This window comes from Megamonas sp. Calf98-2, assembly GCF_900110235.1.
Lineage (GTDB): Bacteria > Bacillota > Negativicutes > Selenomonadales > Selenomonadaceae > Megamonas > Megamonas funiformis.
Genome location: NZ_FOCY01000011.1, coordinates 43,538 through 64,452 on the forward strand (window position 1 = coordinate 43,538; position 20,915 = coordinate 64,452).

Genomic DNA, 20,915 nt, shown 5'->3' on the forward strand with positions numbered 1-20,915 from the left:
AAGAGAGAAGATAGGTGTGCTTAAACAGAAAATATATACAAAAATAATATTATTTATTATGCTAGTTTGTTTACCTTTGATTTTATCGAGCCCTAAAGTAATGCCTGTATCAGCGGCAGAAAATGAAGAAGATATTCCAATCACTATATTAAATTATCATAAGGTTGATAATATGAATATAGCTTTATCAGTATTACCGGAAGATTTTGACCGACAAATGGCTTATTTAAAAGAAAATGGCTATAATACCATAAATACTGACCAATTATATGATTATATGGTAAATGGAGCAGAGCTTCCAGAAAATCCTATCATGATTACTTTTGATGATGGCTATGAAGATAATTACCAAAATGCGTATCCAATTTTGAAAAAATATGGTTTTACAGGTACTATTTTTGTAATTACAGATTTTGTTAGTAATCAGCCTAATTATTTAACTTGGGAACAAATAAAAGAAATGAAAGCAAATGGTATGGATTTTCAATCGCATACAGCTAGTCATAAATCTATGACAGAGCTTACAGAAGCACAGTTAAAAGATGAACTTACAAGATCTAAACAAACATTAGATACTCAATTAAATCAAGATACAAAATTTATGGCTTATCCTACAGGTACATATAATTTATATATTGCTAAATTAGTTAATGATGCGGGTTATCGTGGTGCATTTACGATAAAATATGGTAATGTGGATAGAGCAAGTAATATTTATGCTTTAGAAAGAGTGCCTATTTTCCATACAGAAAACACATTTTTATCTTTTTATGAACGTATGCATTATGTACCAGTATTTGAACGATTAGGTTGGTACAAGAGTTAATCGAATTTGCTATTGAAATAAATTTTGATGACTGTTACAATTATACTTGTATAAATATGATTATTTTATAAAATGAGAGGGGTTTCATTGGTGGAATTTGAACATATTAGTGTTCTACCAGAAGAAGTAATAGCAGGACTTGCTATTAAACCTGATGGTATATATGTGGATTGTACTTTAGGTGGAGCAGGTCATTCGTCAAGAATTGCAAGTCAATTAAATGAAAATGGTCATTTAATTGGTATTGACCAAGATGAAGATGCTATAAAAGTCGCAACTGAGAGATTAAAACAATATCAATGTAAAATAGATATTGTGCATAGTAATTTTAAAAATTTAGAATCCATATTAAATGATTTAAATATAGAATATATTGATGGAATTTTATTTGATTTAGGTGTTTCCTCATATCAATTAGATGAAGCAGATAGAGGTTTTTCTTATATGCAAGATGCACCACTTGATATGCGCATGGATAAAACACAAGATTTTTCTGCATATAATGTGGTTAATGAATATGATGAGGAACAATTAAATCATATTTTTAAGACATATGGTGAAGAACGTTGGAGCAAACGTATAGCTGAGTTTATTGTAAAATATCGTCAAGAAAAAAAAATAGAAACTACAGGTGAATTAGTGGATATTATTCGCCGTGCTATACCAGCCGCTGTGCGAAAAAAAGCAACGGGTCATCCAGCAAAACGCATTTTTCAGGCTATTCGTATAGAAGTAAATAATGAATTAGGAATTTTAGAAAATACTTTTAAAACAGCAGTAAAACATTTAAATAAGGGTGGGAAAATAGCAGTAATAACTTTTCACTCTTTAGAAGATCGCATAACAAAGAATGTTTTTAAAGAGTTATCTCGTGGGTGCATTTGTCCACCGCATTTACCAATTTGTGTATGTAATCATAAGCCTGAGATAAAGCTTTGCAGTAAAGCTATAAAGCCATCAAAATATGAGATGGACGATAATTCACGTTCTAAAAGTGCAAAATTAAGAGTAGCAGAGAAGTTATAATCTTAGGAGGATTTTATTATGTTAGCGCAACGCAAAATTGCTTATGACGAAAGTCAAAAAAATTATAAACAGATGAAAACTAAAAAATTAGTAAAAGTAGAACAGGCAAAAAATGTAAATGTAAATAATGCGTTGCGTTCAAGATGTATTATTTTATTTGTGATTGTTGTAGCTTTAGCAGGATTTTTTATATTGCGTAGTGGTGCAGCTGCTAGCAATGCTTATTATTTAAATCAATTAAAAAATCAATCTACAGTATTAGAAGCAGAAAATTCTCGTCTTCATTTAGAAATAGCACATTTAAAATCACCAGAAAGAATACAATCTATTGCTACACAAGAATTAGGAATGATAGTACCGGATAAGTTTTTCTTTTCAACTAAAAATTGATTATCAATTAAGCCATAAATTTCTTAAACAAATTTTTATTTTAAGATTTTATGGCTTAATTTTTTGTAGTATACATATATAAATAAGTGAGCTATAATATAGTTTGATTTTAGATTGCTAAAAGATATAAAAAGCAAATTCAGGAGGGTTTCCAATGACCATTGAACAACTAGTGTCAGTATTAAATAATGTAGAAGTAAAAGGAGATGTGAATAAAGAAATTGAGTTTATAACTCATGATTCACGTCGTGTGAGAAAAAACACTTTATTCGTATGTATCTGTGGTACTAGGGTAGATGGTAATAAATTTATTCCTCAAGCTATAGAAGCTGGAGCTTGTGCGATTATGACTGAAAAAGATGTAGAAGTTCCTGCAGATATTACAGTTATAAAAGTGCCAAATATGCGTGAAGCAATGGAACTTGCTGTACCATATTTTTATGATTATCCAGGTAAAAAAATGCGTATGATTGGTGTTACAGGAACAAATGGTAAAACAAGTAGCACATATATGCTTCGCGATATTTTGCGTAAAGCAGGATATAAAGTGGGCGTCATTGGCACAATTAAAATCATGATTGAAGATGAAGAGATGCCAATTCATAATACAACACCAGATGTGATTGACCTTCAAGAAATCTTAGATAAAATGTATAAGCAAAATATCGATTATGTAGTTATGGAAGTATCTTCACATGCTTTAGATATGAATCGTATTGCAGGTTGTGAATATGATACTGCAATGTTTACAAATCTTACTCAAGACCATTTAGATTATCATAAAACTATGGAAAATTATGCCCTAGCTAAGGCAAAATTATTTGATAGTTTATCTGCACCAAATTTAGTGAAGTCTAATAAAAATGCTGTAATTAATTTAGATGATGAACTTGGCAGTAAAACAATGATTGAGCATACAAAATGCAATTTAATAACTTATGGTATTAAAAATGATGCTGTATTAAAAGCTGAAAATGTAGAAATAAAAGCATCTGGTGCTTCTTTTGATGTAAAATACAAAGATGATTGTGTTCATTTTGATTTAAAAGTTACAGGTATGTTCAATGTTTATAATATTTTAGGTGTAATTGGCGTAGCTTTAGCTGAAAAAATTTCTTTTGATATAATCAAAGAAACTCTTGAAGCATTTGAAGCTGTAGCAGGACGCTTTGAACTTGTACGTCAAGGTCAAGATTTCAGTGTAATTGTCGATTATGCACATACTCCAGATGGATTAGAAAACGTTTTAAAAACAGCGCGTGAAATCGCTAAAAAACGTTTGATTGTAGTATTTGGTTGTGGCGGTGATCGTGATAGAACAAAACGTCCTATTATGGGTCGTATTGCAGCACAGCTTGCTGATGTGGTAATAGCAACTTCTGATAATCCAAGAACAGAAGATCCAGAATTTATTTTATCTGAAGTAGAAGCTGGTGTGCTTCCTGCCCTTCATGGCAATTTCCATGAAAAAATCACAGATAGAAGAACAGCTATTTTCAGAGCTATTGAACTTGCGCAAAAAGATGATATCGTACTTATTGCGGGTAAAGGTCATGAAAATTATCAGATTTTGAAAACAGGAACTATTCATTTTGATGATAAAGAAGTAGCTATTGAAGCAATTAGGGGGAAGATTAATGGCTAATTATCAATTTTCATTAACACAAGTAATGCAAGCTACAAATGCTATCTTAAAAAAATTGACTTCAGCTTCAGTTTTTGGCGGTGTAACAACTGATACTAGAAAAATTGAAGAAGGAATGTTATTTATTGCCTTAAAAGGTGAAAATTTTGATGGACATGATTTTATTGCTGATGCTGCTAAAAAAGGAGCAATTGGGGCTATTGTAAATAAAGATTATGATATTTCCTTAATTGAAGATATTGATATAGATATTTTAGCTGTAGATGATACATTAAAAGCATATCAAGATTTAGCTCATTTTTGGCGCAAGAAATTCAATATTCCTGTAATAGCAATAACTGGTTCTAATGGGAAAACTACTACAAAAGATTTAACAGCTGCTGTATTATCAGGAAAATATAATGTATTGAAAACACAAGCTAATTTTAATAATGAAATTGGACTTCCTATGACTTTATTGCAATTAGATGGAAGTTATGATGTAGCTGTTGTGGAAATGGGTATGCGAGGATTAGGTCAAATTAAAGAATTGACTGATATCGCTAAACCTACAATGGGTGTAATCACTAATGTAGGCGAAACTCATATGGAACTTTTAGGCTCTATGGAAAATATAGCTAAGGCTAAAGGTGAAATGGCACAAGCTATTGAAATTAATGGAAATGTCATTTTAAATGCTGATGATGAATTTGTTTCTAAAATGAATAGATTGACAAAAGCTCATGCAATTTATTTTGGTATCAATCATGCAGGCGATATCAAGGCTTTTGATATCAAAACTGTAAATGATGGCAAAACAGAATTTGACGCAATTGTTGGCGATAAAGTAGCTCATTTTACATTGAATATGATAGGTATACACAATGTTTATAATTGTTTAGCTGCTTTGGCTGTAGGATATGCTTGTGGACTTACTGTTGAGGAAATGCAAAAAGGATTAGCTACATTTAAACCAACTGCTATGCGTTTTGAATATAAAAGATTAGCTGATTTTAATTTAATAAATGATGCGTATAATGCAAGTCCAATGTCTACAAAAGCAGCTTTAGAAAATTTAACTAAAGTAGCTAAGAAACGTAAAATTTTAGTAATGGGTGATATGTTTGAATTAGGTAGTGTAGAACAAAAAGCTCATGAAGATATTGGTTTATTAGCTGGTAAATTAGGTGTGGATATTGTAATCACTAGAGGCACATTGACAAAATTCACAGCTGAAGCTGCAAAAAAAGCAGGGGTAGCAAAAGTTTTTGAATGTGCAAGTCATGAAGAAGCAGTAGATGTATTGAAAAAAAAATTACAAAAAGAAGATACTGTTTTATTTAAGGGCTCTCATGGTATGCATATGGAAAAAATAATTGAGTTATTGGAGAAAGAATATAAATGATAGAAGCATTTAATTTAAATATGATATGGGCAGCAGTAGCTGCTGCCCTTGTAGTTTTGGCAGTAGGACCATTTTTAATTCCGGAACTACATAAATTAAAATTTGGTCAAAGCATTCGTGAAGAAGGGCCAAAAAGTCATCAAGCAAAATCAGGAACTCCAACTATGGGCGGTATTATGATTGTTGGTGGTATTACTATTGCAACTTTAATTTTTGCAGATTTTACTATAGAAGTGGCTTTAGCTTTATTTGTAATGTTAGGTCATTTTGTTTTAGGATTTTTAGATGATTATATAAAAGTTGTTTTAAAACGTAATTTAGGTTTAAAAGCTAAACAAAAATTACTAGGACAATTTATTATTGCAATTATTGTAACTTATATTGGTATAAATTATACAGGACTTACTCAAGATGTTTGGATACCATTTATTGGACAAACTTATGATATTGGTTGGTTTTATTATGTTTTAGTAATTGGTGTGCTTATTGGTACTACAAATGCTGTAAATTTAACTGATGGTTTAGATGGTTTAGCATCTGGTGCTATGGCTGTAGCTTCATTAGGTTTTGTTGCTGTTTGTTTATATTTCAATAAAGCAAATTTAGCGATTTATAGTTTTGCTTGTTTCGGTGCATGTGTAGCCTTCTTGAAATTCAATTACCATCCAGCAAAAGTATTCATGGGTGATACTGGTTCTCTTGCTTTAGGTGGTGTTTTAGCTGGTCTTGGAATTTTGACAAAGACAGAATTATTATTGATTATCTTAGGTGGATTATTTGTAATCGAAACTTTATCTGTAATCATTCAGGTAACATCTTTTAAAACTACAGGTAAACGCGTATTTTTAATGAGTCCAATTCATCATCATTTTGAATTAAAAGGTTGGTCAGAAACTCGTGTAGTTATGACTTTTTGGTTTGCTGAATTTGTTTTTTGTATTTTAGCTTTATTGACTTTACATTATAGTTAACACTGATTAATATTTAGATAGAGCTAGGTTTCTTTCATTTATTTCTTACGTATTAAAGAAATAAATTTAAAGATTTTAGGAGGTTTTTTTAATGGATTTGAGCAATAAGAAGGTTATTGTAATCGGTGCAGGCATTAGCGGTTTTGCAGCAGCTAAACTTGCTAAAAAACTAGGAGCAGATGTTATTTTAAGTGATGCGAATGAAAAACTAGGTGAAAAGCACGATTTAACTGAGCTTACTGCTTTAGATATAAAAGTAGTTTTAGGAAAACAAACAGAAGCTTTATTTGAAGGTGCAGATTTAGTGATTATTTCTCCAGCTGTACCAAGACATTTACCACTTTTTGAAAAAGTAGCTGAAAAAGTAAAAATTATTAGTGAGGTAGAATTTGCTTATAAATTAGCTAAAGCTCCTATTTTTGCTGTTACAGGTACAAATGGTAAGACTACAACAACTATGCTTTTAGGCGAATTAATGAAGACTATTTATGGTGAAGATAATGTTGGTGTTGGTGGTAATATTGGTACACCACTTTGTGAAGAATGTTATCGTATTGGCGAAAATGGTTGTATTGTAGCAGAAATATCCAGTTATCAGATGGAAGCTTCTAGTGATTTTGCAACAAAAGGTGCAGCTATATTAAATGTAACTCCTGACCATTTGGCTCGTCATAAAACTATGGAAGTTTATCAAGCTGAAAAAGAAAAAGTATTTGCTCATCATACTGAAGAAAATTTCTTAGTTTTAAATTATGATGATGTACATACTCGTGATATGGCAAATAGAGCAAAAAGTACAATCTGCTTTTTCAGTAGTTCCCAAGAATTAGAAGAAGGGGCTTTTGTAAAAGATAATCAACTTGTTATTCGTTGGAAAGGTTTAATGCATGTTATTTGTAATGTAGATGATATGCAAATCAAAGGTAGCCATAATATAGAAAATGCTTTAGCAGCTTTAAGTTTAGCCTTTTTAGCAGGTGGCGATACTATAAAAATGGCAGAAGCTTTGAAAGCCTTTGCTCCAGTAGAACATCGCATTGAACCTGTTAAAACTATTGATGGAGTAACTTATTATAATGACTCTAAGGCAACAAATCCAGAAGCTGCCAATAAAGCAATTGCAACATTCCCACATATAATTTTGATAGCAGGTGGTGATGATAAAAATACTCCACTTGATGAATTTTATGCTTTAGTAAATGAACATGTGGATAATTTAATTTTAGTTGGCGATGCTACAAAACGTTTTAAAGAAGAAGCTTTAAAACATAATTATCCAGAAGATAAAATTTATGAAGCAGGATATTCTATGCAAGAAGCAGTAAATTATGCTCATAAAATAGCCAAAGCTCCACAAGTAGTATTATTATCACCAGCATGTGCAAGTTTTGATATGTATGAAGGTTATGAAGCTCGTGGTCGTGATTTTAAACGTTTAGTTAATGAATTGAAATAAGTTTAGATAGAGAAAGTGAGAAAATAGTATGAGGATAATTGTATCTGGCGGTGGCACAGGAGGACATATTTATCCAGCAATTACATTGATAAATAATATAAAAAAATTAGTGCCAAATGCAGAATTTCTCTATGTAGGTACTAAAAAGGGTTTGGAAGCTGATATTATTCCACGTGAACAAATTCCTTTTGTTACCTTAGATATAAGTGGTTTTGAACGTCATTTGACTATGAAAAATTTTGTAGTAGCAGGTAAGGCGTTTAAGGCTGTGGTAAAAGCTAGAAATATAGTTAAAAATTTCAAACCAGATGTGGCTATTGGAACAGGTGGATATGTATGTGGACCTATTTTGATGGCTGCAAGTTTGATGGGAGTACCAGCTTTGATACAAGAGCAAAATGCTATTCCAGGTGTTACTAATAAAATTTTAGCAAGATTTGTAGATAAAATAGCAGTAGGATATAAACGAGCTTTAAGTTATTTTCCTGAAAATAAAGTAGTATTCACAGGTAATCCTATTCGTGATGACATTTTGTTGAGTACAAGAAATGAAGGTTTAATGGAATTCTCATTAGATACTACGAAAAAAACAATTTTAGTATCTGGTGGAAGTCGTGGTGCTCATAGCATTAATAAAGCTATGCTTGAAGTTCATAAACATTTTGCCAATAATTATCGTGTGCAGATTATGCATGTTACAGGTAAAAATGAATATGATTTTGTAAAAAATGGCTTGGCTGATTTAGGTGTTAATTTAGATAAAGCAGATAATTTAGCTGTTTATCCATATTTGTATGATATGCCAAAAGCATTAGCAGCTACAGACATAGCTGTTTTTAGAGCTGGGGCTACAAGTTTAGCAGAGCTTACAGCAAGAGGTGTACCAGCGGTATTAATACCATATCCATTTGCAGCAGAAAATCATCAAGAATTTAATGCTCGTGAATTAGAAAAAAATGGAGCTGCTAAAGTTATCTTAAATCGTGAACTTACAGGCGAAAAATTGATAAATGTATTAGAAGAAATGCTTGCTAGTGAAAATCGTCTACAAGAAATGGTAGAAGCTAGCCGTAATATGGGAAAACCTAGTGCTGCTTTAGCTATTGCTGAAATAGTAGTGGATTTGGCTAAAAAAACAAATTATTGATTGTGAGAGGTGTACTTGAAAAGTGCTTGAAGGTATAAAAAAATTACATTTTGTTGGCATTGGTGGCGTAGGTATGAGTGCCATTGCTGAAGTAATGTTAGACAAAGGATATGAAATATCTGGTTCTGATTTAAGTGAATCAGCAGTAGTAAAACATTTAAAAGCAAAAGGTGCTACAATTTATAAAGGTCATGATGCTTTGAATGTAGAAGGTAAAGAAGCATTAGTTTTATCTTCTGCTATACATCAAGATAATCCTGAACTTGTAGCTGCGAAAGCTAAAGGCTTAAAATTATTTCATCGTTCTGATATCTTAGCTTATCTATTAAATGATGCTAAAGGAATAGCAGTAGCAGGTGCTCATGGAAAAACAACTACATCTTCTATGATCAGTGTAGTTTTAGAACATGCAAAAGTTGACCCTACAATTTTAATTGGCGGTTTTGTAGATTATTTAAAAGGCAATGCAAAACTTGGTAAATCCGATTATTTAGTAGCTGAAGCTGATGAAAGTGATGGCTCTTTCTTGAAATTCTATCCTAAAATTGCAGTTGTTACTAATATTGAAGATGACCATATGGATCATTATGGTTCTATGGAAAACATCATCAAAGCATTTATCCAATTTGTACAGAATTTAGATAAAGAAACAGGTCTTGCTGTATTATGCTTTGATAATGAAAATATTAGAAATATAGCAGATAAAGTGGATAGAAAATATATTTCTTATGCTTTGGATCATGATGCTGATTATATGGCAAAAGATATTAAAATAGATGGACCACATACAAGCTTTACTGTTATTTATAAAGGTGAAGTTTTAGGAGATGTAGCTCTTAATATTCCAGGCAAACATAATGTATTAAATGCATTAGCTACAATTGCTGTATGTCATCATATGGGATTGAGCATAGAAGAAATAGCAGAAGGATTTAAGGTTTTTTCTGGTACAAAACGTCGTTTCCAAACAAAATTTAGAAATGAAAATGTTTGGATTGTAGATGATTATGCACATCATCCAACTGAAATTCAAACAACTATAAAAGCTGCTAAACAGACAAATCCAAAACGTTTAATAGTAGCTTTCCAGCCACATCGTTATAGCAGAACACAATTATTACAAAAAGAATTTGGTTCTTGTTTTGTAGGTGCAGATGTATTGGTATTAACTGATATTTATGCAGCAAGTGAAGACCCTATCGAAGGAATTTCAGGTAAAACTATTGTAGATGAAGTAAAAAAACAGACAGGTGTAGATGCTGTTTACATTGAAAAATTAGAAGATATTGCACCATGGCTTAAAGAAAATATTCAAGCTGGAGATTTAATCATTACTATGGGTGCAGGTAATATCTATACTGTTGGTGAAAATTTAGCTCAAAGTTTATAATTGTGAGGAATAGAAAATGAATTTTAAAAAGATTGTTGTCTTGATGGGTGGTCCATCTAGTGAAGCAGAAATTTCTAGATTAACTGGTACAGCTATTTTAAATGCTTTACAAGAAAAAGGTTATAATGCAGTAGGCATGGAATTTGTGCCAAAAACATTAGTGGAAGATATCAAAAAAAGTGGCTGTGATATTGTATTTAATGCTGTTCATGGTAAATATGGTGAAGATGGCAGAATTGCAGCAGTACTTGAAATGATTGATATGCCATATACAAGTTGCAGCGTTTTATCCAGTGCGATAACAATGGATAAAGTAGCAAGTAAACATCTTTTCCGTTCTACAGGAATTTCTACACCAAATTGCCTCATTTATCGTAAAACAGATACTGATAGAAATTTAGTAGAAGAAATTGCTGGTAAATTCTCTATGCCAGTAGTTGTAAAAGCAGCATCTCAGGGCTCTAGTATTGGAGTAGAGATTGTAGAGAAAAAAGAAGATTTACAAAAAGCAATTGATGCATGTTTTGAATATGATGATGCTATTTTAGTTGAAGAATTCATCAAAGGTAGAGAATTATCTATTCCTGTTTATGGAAATAAAGAAAAGAAAGCTTTACCAATTATCGAAATAACTACTAATTCTGGTAGATATGATTATAAGAGCAAATATACAAAAGGTGAATCTTTCCACATTATTCCAGCACCACTTAGCGAAGAATTAACAGCTAAAATTCAAAAATTATGTATTGATGCATGTACAGTAGCTGATTGCCGTGGTGTTGTACGTGTAGATGTTATGCTCAGTGAAGAAAATATTCCATATGTATTGGAAATAAATTCAGTTCCAGGTATGACACAGACATCTTTAGTACCAGATGCAGCAAATCATGTAGGCATCTCTTTTGGTGAATTATGTGAAATGATTTTGCAGATGGCTATAGAAGAAAAATAAGGAATAATTTATGACAAAAAAGCAAGTTAAATCAAAAAGATTAATTGCAGCTAAAAATTTAAAAAGAGGCCTAATAGGCCTCTTTGCTATACTAGCAATTATATTTATAATTAACTCGCCTATATTGAAAATAGGTTATGTAAAAGTTACAGGTAATTCTTATTTACCTAGAGAAGATGTTTTGCAAATTGCACGAATAACAGAACCTATAAATATTTTTTCTGTACAAACTGATGTTATTCAAAATTATTTACAAAATGATTTACGCATAGATACAGCTAAAGTTTGGCGAGATTTTCCGAACTGTTTAAATATAGAAATTGTAGAAAGATTACCACTTGCAGTTATGAATTGCAGTTATGGTTATGTTGATTTAGATAAAAATAGTGTGATAATTGACACATATAAAGATCCTAAAAAGATACAAAAGCCAGTGATAGTAGGCACTTCTTTAGATGATGTATATACTGGTGATAAAGTTGAAAATGAAGTAGTAAATAAGGTTTTAAGCTATTTAGGTTATTTAAAACCAGAAGTATTACAACAGATTATACAAATAAATATTGCTGATGCAAATACTATTGAAGCTTATACCCTAAAAGGAACAAAAATTATTTTAGGTAATATAGAAGATCCAGAGGATTTAGCAAATAAAACAAATGAATTTTTTTATGATGTAAAGACAACAACTATACCAGTTGAATACATTGATTTTAGTTATGCTCGACCAGTATTAAAAATAAAGCAATGAGGCTAAATAATGATTAGAGATAAAAAATTTTATTCGATAATTTTTATATGCTTTTTATTGGGATTTATGATATCTGTTCAAGTAAGGACGGCTCAAGAGAATGTGAAGACATCTACTCAATATCAACGAATAGAAAAATTATCTGATATGTTATTGCGTACGGAACAAGAACGTGATGAATTAAAAGCAGAAATTGTTAGATTGAAAGAAGATGGAAATTTGCGAAAAGAATTTCCTGAAAGGATAAATTTTTTAGCAGGAACAACAGCAGTTAAAGGACCAGGTGTAGTAGTATCTATTGAAGATAGCAAAAAAATCATATCAAATTCAGATAATACGAATTTATATATAATTCATGATGAAGATATTTTAAAAGTAATTAATGAATTACGAGCTGCGGGGGCAGAAGCAATCTCATTGAATGATCAAAGACTGATATCAACTTCAGAAATTCGCTGTGCAGGTCCTACTATTTCAGTAAATAACACAAGAGTAGCAGCTCCATTTGTAATAAAGGCTATAGGTAATGCCAAAAGTATGGAAGATGCTATAAAAATGCGTGGTGGAGTAGCTGAAACTTTGAGTGTATGGGGAATACAAGTGGATATAAAAAAGGATAATAATATAGTTATTCCTGCATATAAGGGTGCAACAGAATTTAAATATGTAACAGCTATATCTCAATGAGTTTTATGTAGGGGATTTTTATGAAAAATGTAGTTATTTTATGTGTGATAGCAGGTTTATTAGGTGGCAGTATAGGATACATAGTGCCAGTTGTTATTCCTATAGAATATAATAAATTATTTTCAGTGGCTATATTAGCTGGGATAGAATCTGTTTGTAGTGCTATTAAATTAATAATCAGAGATAAATTTAAAGGCAATATTTTTATTATAACTTTTTTTGCAAATGTAATTATTGCTGTATTATTTGTGTTTATTGGAGATAGTTTAGGATTAGATTTATATTATGTAATTTTATTAGCATTAGGTTTTAAATTATTACAGGATTTAGATGTAGTTAAAACATATATATTTACTAAATGAAATAAGTCTCTTGATACAAGATAATAGTTAAATAAAATATTTAAGCTATTAAACTGTTGTATTGAGAGCTTTTTTATTATATATTAGAATATATTGGTAGGGTTTTAATAAAGCAATTATTGACAAAATAACAAATAAGATATTGGCTAAACATGTTTTTTGTTATATAATTAGTTATTAAGTGTAATATTTTTTAATTTTATAAGTAATTGAAAGAATAATTAACACATAAAATTACAGGATTGTAAATATAAAATTTTAGTAGAACTAATTTAAAATTAAAAAAAGCTTATGAGAATAGAGAACTGGGGGTTACAGTGGTGTTTGAGTTTGATCAGGAACAAGAAATGGAGCCGATTGCGAAAATAAAAGTAGTTGGTGTTGGTGGTGGCGGTAATAATGCCGTAAATAGAATGATTGCTTCTGGTTTAAAGGGAGTAGAATTTATTGCGATAAATACAGATGCACAAGCATTAGTACATGCTATGGCACAAAATCGCATGCAGATTGGTGAAAAATTAACTCGTGGTTTAGGTGCGGGTGCTAGACCAGAGATTGGCGAAAAAGCTGCTCAAGAAAATCGCGATGATATCATAAAAGCATTACAAGGTGCAGATATGATTTTCGTAACTGCTGGTATGGGCGGTGGTACAGGTACAGGTGGTGCTCCAATTGTAGCTGAATGTGCTAGAGAAGTTGGCGCTCTTACTGTAGGTGTAGTTACTAGACCATTTACTTTTGAAGGTAAAAAACGTTTGAAACAAGCAGAAGCTGGTATTGCAAATTTAAAAGCAAATGTAGATACTTTGATTACAATTCCAAATGATAGATTGTTGGATATTATTGATAAGAAAACTTCAATGGTAGACGCTTTCCGTATAGCAGACGATGTTCTTCGTCAAGGTGTACAAGGTATTTCCGACTTGATTGCTGTTCCAGGTCTTATCAATCTTGACTTTGCTGATGTAAAAACAATTATGAGTAACGCAGGTTCTGCACTCATGGGTATAGGTGAAGGTCAAGGTGATAATGCAGCTATTGATGCAGCTAAAATTGCAGTAAATAGCCCATTGTTAGAAACTTCCATTCAGGGCGCAAAAGGTGTGTTATATAATATTACTGGTGGTCCAAATTTAGGCTTAGCACAAGTAAATGAAGCTTCAAGAATTATCTCTGAAGCTGCTCATGAAGATGCAAATATTATTTTTGGTACAGCAATAGATGAAACTCTTGATGATACTGTAAGAATAACTGTTATAGCTACAGGATTTGACGAAAATGCTGATGAAGGTGTACCTGAATTTCCTTCAGTACCAAAACAGCCAGCAGTAGAAGAAGTGGGAATGGGCTTCCCAGATCTTCCACCATGGATGAGACATAGTAGTAAATAAGGTTATTAACAGGCAATCATGACATTGATTGCCTGTTTTTTGCTCAACAAAGAAATAATTTCAACAGGAAGTGAAAGTATGCGACGATATATACCTTTATTGATAATTGGGTTATGTATTGTATTTATGGTATTAGCGACTTTACTTTATACAACACAAAGTGTTGGCAAAAAAGAACAAGCCAATAAATTTATACCTGTAACTAAAACTTTAACAGTATATACTACAATTCCTGTAGAGATGGCTTCGATTATTGCTAGTGAATATCAAAAAGATGCTAATATTCAAGTTAATTTTATTCCTATAGCAAAAGAGGATTTAATAAATAATTTTCAACATAATAATATAAAAGATGTTGATATGGTCTTAGCAGATTCAACAGTTTTAGAAGAATTAAAAAGTTTAAATGCATTAACAAGCAATATATCTGAAGAAGAAGATATTGTAAAAGAGCGATTTAAAGATAATAATAATTCTTGGATTGGTGTATGGTATGACCCTATTGTTTTTTGTTATAATTTAGATTATGTGAAAAATAATTGGCAAATTCCTTTGACTTGGAATGATTTAGCACAGAATAATAATATAAAAATAGCTATGACAGATTTTATGGTGGCTTCAGCTGCTGCAAATGTATTGTATTCGTTAAGTCAAGATAAAAATATAGATAATACTATATTGTTGATGCAACAAATTCATGCTAAAGTAGTGCGTTATGCTAAATATTTATCCACTCCAGTGCGTATGGTTGGTATGGGAGAGGCTGATGTTGCTATAGCAGTACAAAGTGAAACGTTGCGATATATAAATGATAATTATCCTATAAGCATCATTTATCCAAAAGACGGGACTGCATACCAATTGACAGCTGTAGGCATTGTTAAAGATAGTAATCAACAAGTAGAGGCAAATAATTTTATCAAATGGTTATTAGGTGATGATATTCAAATCAGTTTACAAAAAAATCGTTATTATTATGTACCAACAAATTACACATCTTTAACTTATAAAGAATTTGCAGGGAAAAATATAAGATTTTTAGAAAAGAATAATATTTTTGATGAAAATGCCAAAAAAGCTATTTTAGATGAATGGGTAACAAATGTGCGTTTAAAAAATTAAAGTAATTGGAGTTTAAACTCAGGAGGAGAAATTATGTTAAAAGCCGGTTTTATAAGTTTAGGTTGTTCTAAAAATCTAGTAGATACAGAAGTTATGCTAGGTATTTTAGCCAAAAATAATATTGAGATCACAGCTGAACCAGCAAAGGCAGATATTTTAATTGTAAATACATGTACTTTTATTCAATCTGCTAAAGAAGAATCTATCACAACTATTTTAAATATGGCAGAATATAAACAAGAAGGCAAAGGAAAATGTCGTTCTTTGATTATTGCCGGTTGTATGGGTCAGCGTTATGGTCAGGAATTATTAGAAGAATTTCCAGAAGTAGATGCTATCGTTGGCACTGGTGCATGGAGCCGTATTATGGAAGCTGTTGAAGCTACTATTCAAGAAAGAAAACGTGTATTGATTACAGGTGAATCTAAAGAAATTTACACTGCTTTAACACCACGTATTTTTACTACTCCATTTTATAGTGCATATATTAAAATTGCCGAAGGCTGTAATCATCGTTGTGCATATTGTGCTATTCCATATGTACGTGGTAATTATCGTAGCCGTACTATTGAGGATATCAAGCAAGAAGTTGAAGCTTTAGCTGAAAAAGGTGTAAAAGAATTTAATATTATTGCGCAAGATACAACTTATTATGGTAGAGATATCTATGGAAAACCATCTTTAGTGGAATTATTAAAAGAATTAGTTAAAATTGAGAAAGTAAAATGGTTGCGTATACAATACGCTTATCCACATACATTTACAGATGAATTAATCGATTTGATTGCTAGTGAAGATAAAATCTGTAATTATGTAGATTTACCATTACAACATGCTCATAATGATGTATTAAAACGTATGCGTCGCAGTGATACAAAAGAAAGTGTAGAAGCATTATTAGCTAAATTGCGTGAACGTATTCCAGGTGTTGTAATTCGTTCTAGCTTTATTGTTGGTTTCCCTGGAGAAACAGATTCTCAATATACTACACTTCGTAATTTTGTAGAAAAACAGCGTTTTGATAAAGTAGGTATTTTCTCTTATTCTCGTGAAGAAGGAACACCTGCTTATGATATGCCAAATCAAGTTGATGAAAATATCATGCAGGAACGCTATCATGATTTAATGAGTCTTCAAAGTAAAATTTCTGAAACTATCAATATTGAAATGGAAGGTAAAGTCCTTGATGTATTGATTGAAGGTCGCGATGATGAACAACATATGGCATATGGTCGTTCTTATCGTGAAGCTCCAGATGTAGATGGTCAAGTATTTATCGAAGGTGATGATATCAGTCAGCCAGGCGATATTGTTAAAGTTAGAATTTTACAAGGCTTTGATTATGATGTAGTGGGTGAACGCGTAGACGCGTAAATAATTTAATTGGAGATGAGTTTTAGATGATAGTAGAAATCGTAACTACAGGTAGTGAATTGTTATTAGGTCAAGTAATCAATACAAATGTAGCTTATATGTCAGCTCGTCTTAATGAATTAGGTTTTGATGTAGTATATCAAACAACTGTTGGTGATAATCATGATCGCATGAAAGCAGTGTTAGAGCATGCATTATCTAGAGCAGATATCGTCATAACTTCTGGTGGTTTGGGACCAACACAAGGCGATATAACAAAAGAAGTATCAGCAGAAATCTTTGGACGTAAATTAAAAATTCATGCTGAAAGTAAACGACGCATGGATGAACATTTTGCTCAAAGACATGTTGTTTGGACTGAAAATAATTTGCGTCAAGTAACACTTCCAGAAGGTGCTGAAGTATTTTTAAATTATAATGGCATAGCTTCTGGTGTTGTCTTAGAAAATAATGGTAAATATTTAATTAATTTACCAGGTCCACCAAGTGAAATGAAAGATATGTTTGAACGTAGTTTAAAGCCATTTTTACAAAGAAAATTTGGCTTTAAATATGTGATTGTATCTAAAGTATTAAACACTTGTGGTATAGGTGAGTCTTTATTAGAAACAAAGATAAAAGATTTGATTTTAGCACAATCTAATCCAACTTTAGCATTACTCATTCGACCAGAAGGCGTAATTATTCGCATCACAGCTAAAGCATCAACTCATAGTGAAGCAGAAAAAATGATTGAAGTAGTAGAAGCTCAAGTAAAAGCTCGTGTTGGTGAATATATTTATGCTGTTGATGATGAGAATATGGAAGAAGTCGTAGCTAAATTATTGAAAGATAATTGCTTGACTGTAGCTTGTGCTGAATCCTGTACTGGTGGAATGCTAGCTAGTAGATTGACATCTATTTCAGGAAGTTCTATGTATATTAAAGGCAGTATTGTAACTTATAGCAATGAGGCTAAGATGAAATTCCTTGATGTAGATAAAGAAATTTTAGATACAAAGGGTGCAGTATCACCAGAAGTAGCTAAACAAATGGCTGAAGGTGTAAGAAAAGCTGTAGGTTCTGATATTGGTGTAGGTATAACTGGTATAGCAGGTCCTACTGGAGGAACAGATAAAAAGCCTGTAGGTTTAGTTTATATTGCTGTAGCTGGTAAAGATAATACAGTAGTAAAAGAAAATGTTTTTTCTGGTGATAGAGCACGTGTAAGATATCGCTCTACTCAGCAAGCATTAGAAATGATAAGACAATATATTAAGAATAAATAATGGATTATATTTCTTTGATATGAAGAAATAAAGTAAATAGGAGGACTATTTTTTGGAAGAAAAAATTATTAAATTTGAAGATATGCAATTAAGTAAAAAGGTATTAAATGCTGTTCGTGATATGGGATTTGAAGAACCATCTCCAATTCAAGCACAGACTATACCTTTAGCGTTAGAAGGTCATGATGTTATAGGACAAGCCCAAACTGGTACAGGCAAAACAGCAGCGTTTGGTATTCCAACTATTGAACAAATTGATGAAAAAAATAAATACATTCAAGCTTTAGTATTGACTCCAACACGTGAGCTTGCTATTCAGATTGCAGAAGAATTTAATAAAATTGGTAAATACAAACGCGTGAAAACTTTACCTGTATATGGCGGTCAAATGATAGATCGTCAAATTAGAGCTCTTCGCTTTGGGGTTAAAGTAGTAGTAGGTACTCCAGGTAGACTCATCGACCATATTCGTCGCAATACTATAAAACTTGACCATGTAAAAATGCTCATTTTAGATGAAGCTGATGAAATGCTCGATATGGGCTTTATTGAAGATATTGAAGAAATCATGTCAAATGTGGCACAAGGTGAAAATCGTCAGACTTTATTATTCTCTGCTACAATGCCAGCACCAATTGAAAAATTAGCACGTAGCTATATGCATAATCCGCAAAAAGTAATGATCAGTCGTGAACAACTTACAGTGCCATCAGTTGACCAATTATATTTTGAAACTCGTGATAAATTCGAAGGTCTTTGTCGTGTACTTGATATAGAAGATAGTGGTAAATATATTATTTTCTGTCGTACAAAGAAAAATGTTGATGACCTTCAAGCTTCACTACAAGTTCGTGGTTATATGGCTGGTAGCTTACATGGTGATATGAGCCAAGCACAGCGCGACCGTGTTATGCGTCGTTTCCGTGAAGGAAAACTTGAAATTTTAATTGCAACAGATGTGGCTGCTCGTGGTATTGATATAGATGATATCAGTCATGTAATCAATTTTGATATTCCACAAGACCATGAATCTTATGTACATCGTATCGGTCGTACAGGTCGTGCTGGTCGTACAGGTATCGCTGTTACATTCATTGAGCCAAAAGAATATCGTCAATTAAAATTAATTGAACGCATGACAAAATCTCGCATGATACGAGGAGAGCTTCCAACACCTGCTGATGTTATTGAACGTCAAAGAGAAGCAATCAAAGAACGTTTGTTGAAAACATTAAATAATAATACGTATGCAGATTATCATTTAATTATTTCTGATATTGCTAATGAAGGTTTTGATTATGTAGATATCGCAGCAGCAGCGTTACAGCTTTCTATTGAAGGCGTGAAAGAAAAAGACGATAAGGTTTTAGATGAACGTTTTGAAAATACAGGTGGAGCACCTGGTATGGTACGTTTATTCTTAAATATTGGTCGTAAACAAGGTATTCGTCCACAAGATATCGTGCGCACATTTGCTTCAGAAGTTGATATTCCAGGTAGCATAATTGGTGTAATCAATATTTATGACAAATTTACTTTTGTGGAAGTGCCAAAAGATATAGCTGAAAAAGTAATATCTGTAATGCATAGAAATACTATTAAAGGCTATAAATTAAATATTGAACCTGCAAAAGGTAAATAAAAATAAATAGAGCATTTATAATAAAAATAGCATTATCTTTAGGGATAATGCTATTTTTGTTTTATTTTATATTTTTGTCTGTTGAAGAATTATCATAATTGAAATTTAAGTTTTTTATTTTTTCATCAATTTTATGAGCGATTTCTGGATTATCTGCAAATAATTCATGAGTTAGGAAATAAAGATAAGAGGAATTATAATAAACTTGTTTACGTATTTCTAATTGATTTTGTTGAAGTGCTTTTATTTCATTGAATAAAACTATAAGATTTTTATTTAATGTTGTTAATTTCTTATCTATATCTGCACTGTGAATAAATTCAGTAGATTTTTCAGAAGGTATCTGTTTATGAGGATTTAAAATGCGTTCACGACAAAATTCAGATAGGGATTTCTTTTGTTTTTTAGCTTCTTTTTTTAGAGCTAATTTATCATTATCAGTTAAATTAATAGAAATTTGTCCCATATAAAATAACCACCTTCATAATCATAATAAATTAATTATATCATATAATCTGAATGTGGTTGGTTTTTGTTAAATTTAGTAGAGATTTTAAGAAATTATAACTTGAATATGTTTACTTTCTAGCTCAGCTTTAATGATATCTGTAATATGATTATCTGTTATTACTATTTTTACACTATCTTTTAAATTTAAAGGAACAACGCTATGCTTAGAAAATTTTTCACTTTCAGTCAAAACGATTACATATTCTGCTTGGAGAGCCATATCACGCACAGCTTGAGCTCTCATTTGGTCTTTATTAGTAAAACCTATCTTTGAAGAATAGCCATCAGTGCCAATGAAAAAGAAATTTACCAAATGCGAGCGTAAAGCCCCTAAATTTATTTATGGAGACATAAGCTCGCTAAAAAACAATGATTCGATATCATTGTTTTTTATTGTATTATATTTTTAATAGTTATATAATACTTTTATGAAATATAAATCAAATAATAATATAGTATATTCTTGTAAATATCATGTAGTATTTTGTCCTAAATATCGTAGAAAAGTGTTGAACAATGGTGTTGATGAACGATTAAAGGAGTTGATTAATAATATTTGTCAGGAGCTTCACGTCGATTTAATCGAGATGGAAGTAATGCCAGACCATGTTCATTTGCTTT

General features: G+C 31.4%; 21 protein-coding genes. 19 read left to right on the forward strand and 2 right to left on the reverse strand.

Annotation, left to right across the window (positions count from 1 at the left end; all coding sequences use genetic code 11):
* Nucleotides 1–16 precede the first annotated feature (16 nt).
* From BMX03_RS04725 to BMX03_RS04810, 18 genes are all read left to right on the forward strand, one after another.
* On the forward strand, nucleotides 17–826 hold the full coding sequence (locus BMX03_RS04725) for a polysaccharide deacetylase family protein (protein WP_022227782.1): 810 nt from the start codon (nucleotides 17–19) through the stop codon (nucleotides 824–826).
* Nucleotides 827–916: 90 nt separating this feature from the next.
* Nucleotides 917–1,852 carry a 16S rRNA (cytosine(1402)-N(4))-methyltransferase RsmH gene (gene rsmH / locus BMX03_RS04730; RefSeq protein WP_091694141.1) on the forward strand — a complete coding sequence of 312 codons (936 nt, stop codon included), beginning with the start codon at nucleotides 917–919 and terminating at the stop codon, nucleotides 1,850–1,852.
* Nucleotides 1,853–1,870: 18 nt separating this feature from the next.
* Nucleotides 1,871–2,242, forward strand: a complete 372-nt coding sequence (gene ftsL, locus BMX03_RS04735; protein WP_022227783.1) for a cell division protein FtsL — start codon at nucleotides 1,871–1,873, stop codon at nucleotides 2,240–2,242.
* Between the two features lie 154 nt (nucleotides 2,243–2,396).
* Nucleotides 2,397–3,887 (forward strand): UDP-N-acetylmuramoyl-L-alanyl-D-glutamate--2,6-diaminopimelate ligase, encoded by a 1,491-nt coding sequence (locus BMX03_RS04740; RefSeq protein ID WP_018999202.1) that lies wholly within the window; start codon nucleotides 2,397–2,399, stop codon nucleotides 3,885–3,887.
* A complete protein-coding gene (gene murF / locus BMX03_RS04745) occupies nucleotides 3,880–5,271 on the forward strand; it encodes a UDP-N-acetylmuramoyl-tripeptide--D-alanyl-D-alanine ligase (RefSeq protein ID WP_022227785.1) in 1,392 nt (463 codons plus the stop codon). Before BMX03_RS04740 ends, murF begins: the two co-directional genes overlap by 8 nt.
* Nucleotides 5,268–6,242 (forward strand): phospho-N-acetylmuramoyl-pentapeptide-transferase, encoded by a 975-nt coding sequence (gene mraY / locus BMX03_RS04750; protein WP_091694133.1) that lies wholly within the window; start codon nucleotides 5,268–5,270, stop codon nucleotides 6,240–6,242. Before murF ends, mraY begins: the two co-directional genes overlap by 4 nt.
* A 91-nt stretch (nucleotides 6,243–6,333) precedes the next feature.
* A complete protein-coding gene (gene murD / locus BMX03_RS04755) occupies nucleotides 6,334–7,698 on the forward strand; it encodes a UDP-N-acetylmuramoyl-L-alanine--D-glutamate ligase (RefSeq protein ID WP_091694136.1) in 1,365 nt (454 codons plus the stop codon).
* Between the two features lie 28 nt (nucleotides 7,699–7,726).
* A complete protein-coding gene (gene murG / locus BMX03_RS04760) occupies nucleotides 7,727–8,845 on the forward strand; it encodes an undecaprenyldiphospho-muramoylpentapeptide beta-N-acetylglucosaminyltransferase (RefSeq protein ID WP_022227968.1) in 1,119 nt (372 codons plus the stop codon).
* 22 nt (nucleotides 8,846–8,867) lie between these two features.
* Nucleotides 8,868–10,235, forward strand: coding sequence for a UDP-N-acetylmuramate--L-alanine ligase (gene murC / locus BMX03_RS04765; protein WP_008538355.1), 1,368 nt, complete (start codon nucleotides 8,868–8,870; stop codon nucleotides 10,233–10,235).
* A gap of 16 nt (nucleotides 10,236–10,251) precedes the next feature.
* Nucleotides 10,252–11,187 (forward strand): D-alanine--D-alanine ligase family protein, encoded by a 936-nt coding sequence (locus BMX03_RS04770; RefSeq protein ID WP_075554639.1) that lies wholly within the window; start codon nucleotides 10,252–10,254, stop codon nucleotides 11,185–11,187.
* Nucleotides 11,188–11,311: 124 nt separating this feature from the next.
* Nucleotides 11,312–11,938, forward strand: coding sequence for a cell division protein FtsQ/DivIB (locus BMX03_RS04775; protein ID WP_255361412.1), 627 nt, complete (start codon nucleotides 11,312–11,314; stop codon nucleotides 11,936–11,938).
* Nucleotides 11,939–11,947: 9 nt separating this feature from the next.
* Nucleotides 11,948–12,625, forward strand: coding sequence for a DUF881 domain-containing protein (locus BMX03_RS04780; RefSeq protein WP_018999195.1), 678 nt, complete (start codon nucleotides 11,948–11,950; stop codon nucleotides 12,623–12,625).
* Nucleotides 12,626–12,645: 20 nt separating this feature from the next.
* Complete coding sequence (locus BMX03_RS04785) at nucleotides 12,646–12,987, forward strand: small basic family protein (protein ID WP_022227971.1); 342 nt, start codon at nucleotides 12,646–12,648, stop codon at nucleotides 12,985–12,987.
* A gap of 347 nt (nucleotides 12,988–13,334) precedes the next feature.
* Nucleotides 13,335–14,378: a cell division protein FtsZ gene (gene ftsZ / locus BMX03_RS04790; protein WP_050900420.1), complete on the forward strand. Its 1,044-nt coding sequence runs from the start codon at nucleotides 13,335–13,337 to the stop codon at nucleotides 14,376–14,378.
* 78 nt (nucleotides 14,379–14,456) lie between these two features.
* Nucleotides 14,457–15,500, forward strand: a complete 1,044-nt coding sequence (locus BMX03_RS04795; RefSeq protein ID WP_075554637.1) for an ABC transporter substrate-binding protein — start codon at nucleotides 14,457–14,459, stop codon at nucleotides 15,498–15,500.
* A 33-nt stretch (nucleotides 15,501–15,533) separates the two neighbouring features.
* On the forward strand, nucleotides 15,534–16,874 hold the full coding sequence (gene rimO, locus BMX03_RS04800) for a 30S ribosomal protein S12 methylthiotransferase RimO (RefSeq protein ID WP_015562543.1): 1,341 nt from the start codon (nucleotides 15,534–15,536) through the stop codon (nucleotides 16,872–16,874).
* Nucleotides 16,875–16,900: 26 nt separating this feature from the next.
* Entirely contained in the window at nucleotides 16,901–18,142 is a 1,242-nt protein-coding gene (locus tag BMX03_RS04805; protein WP_015562542.1) for a competence/damage-inducible protein A, read from the forward strand.
* Nucleotides 18,143–18,224: 82 nt separating this feature from the next.
* Nucleotides 18,225–19,784 (forward strand): DEAD/DEAH box helicase, encoded by a 1,560-nt coding sequence (locus tag BMX03_RS04810; RefSeq protein WP_033405531.1) that lies wholly within the window; start codon nucleotides 18,225–18,227, stop codon nucleotides 19,782–19,784.
* Between the two features lie 61 nt (nucleotides 19,785–19,845).
* Here BMX03_RS04810 and BMX03_RS04815 read toward each other — a convergent pair whose 3' ends face one another.
* On the reverse strand, nucleotides 19,846–20,250 hold the full coding sequence (locus tag BMX03_RS04815) for a hypothetical protein (protein ID WP_091694139.1): 405 nt from the start codon (nucleotides 20,248–20,250) through the stop codon (nucleotides 19,846–19,848).
* A gap of 87 nt (nucleotides 20,251–20,337) precedes the next feature.
* On the reverse strand, nucleotides 20,338–20,607 hold the full coding sequence (locus BMX03_RS04820) for a DeoR/GlpR family DNA-binding transcription regulator (RefSeq protein ID WP_255361413.1): 270 nt from the start codon (nucleotides 20,605–20,607) through the stop codon (nucleotides 20,338–20,340).
* A 115-nt stretch (nucleotides 20,608–20,722) separates the two neighbouring features.
* Here BMX03_RS04820 and tnpA point away from each other — a divergent pair.
* A partial coding sequence (gene tnpA / locus BMX03_RS04825) for an IS200/IS605 family transposase (protein ID WP_143052068.1) occupies nucleotides 20,723–20,915 on the forward strand: 193 nt, incomplete at its 3' end.

Bases quoted from the DNA above. Each gene is read 5' to 3' on its own strand.
- BMX03_RS04815 (WP_091694139.1), bottom strand. From the start codon at position 20,250: ATGGGACAAATTTCTATTAATTTAACTGATAATGATAAATTAGCTCTA.
- mraY (WP_091694133.1), top strand. From the start codon at position 5,268: ATGATAGAAGCATTTAATTTAAATATGATATGGGCAGCAGTAGCTGCT.
- BMX03_RS04810 (WP_033405531.1), top strand. From the start codon at position 18,225: ATGCAATTAAGTAAAAAGGTATTAAATGCTGTTCGTGATATGGGATTT.
- murD (WP_091694136.1), top strand. From the start codon at position 6,334: ATGGATTTGAGCAATAAGAAGGTTATTGTAATCGGTGCAGGCATTAGC.
- murF (WP_022227785.1), top strand. From the start codon at position 3,880: ATGGCTAATTATCAATTTTCATTAACACAAGTAATGCAAGCTACAAAT.
- BMX03_RS04780 (WP_018999195.1), top strand. From the start codon at position 11,948: ATGATTAGAGATAAAAAATTTTATTCGATAATTTTTATATGCTTTTTA.
- murG (WP_022227968.1), top strand. From the start codon at position 7,727: ATGAGGATAATTGTATCTGGCGGTGGCACAGGAGGACATATTTATCCA.
- BMX03_RS04770 (WP_075554639.1), top strand. From the start codon at position 10,252: ATGAATTTTAAAAAGATTGTTGTCTTGATGGGTGGTCCATCTAGTGAA.
- ftsZ (WP_050900420.1), top strand. From the start codon at position 13,335: ATGGAGCCGATTGCGAAAATAAAAGTAGTTGGTGTTGGTGGTGGCGGT.
- rimO (WP_015562543.1), top strand. From the start codon at position 15,534: ATGTTAAAAGCCGGTTTTATAAGTTTAGGTTGTTCTAAAAATCTAGTA.
- BMX03_RS04785 (WP_022227971.1), top strand. From the start codon at position 12,646: ATGAAAAATGTAGTTATTTTATGTGTGATAGCAGGTTTATTAGGTGGC.
- BMX03_RS04740 (WP_018999202.1), top strand. From the start codon at position 2,397: ATGACCATTGAACAACTAGTGTCAGTATTAAATAATGTAGAAGTAAAA.
- BMX03_RS04795 (WP_075554637.1), top strand. From the start codon at position 14,457: ATGCGACGATATATACCTTTATTGATAATTGGGTTATGTATTGTATTT.
- BMX03_RS04805 (WP_015562542.1), top strand. From the start codon at position 16,901: ATGATAGTAGAAATCGTAACTACAGGTAGTGAATTGTTATTAGGTCAA.
- ftsL (WP_022227783.1), top strand. From the start codon at position 1,871: ATGTTAGCGCAACGCAAAATTGCTTATGACGAAAGTCAAAAAAATTAT.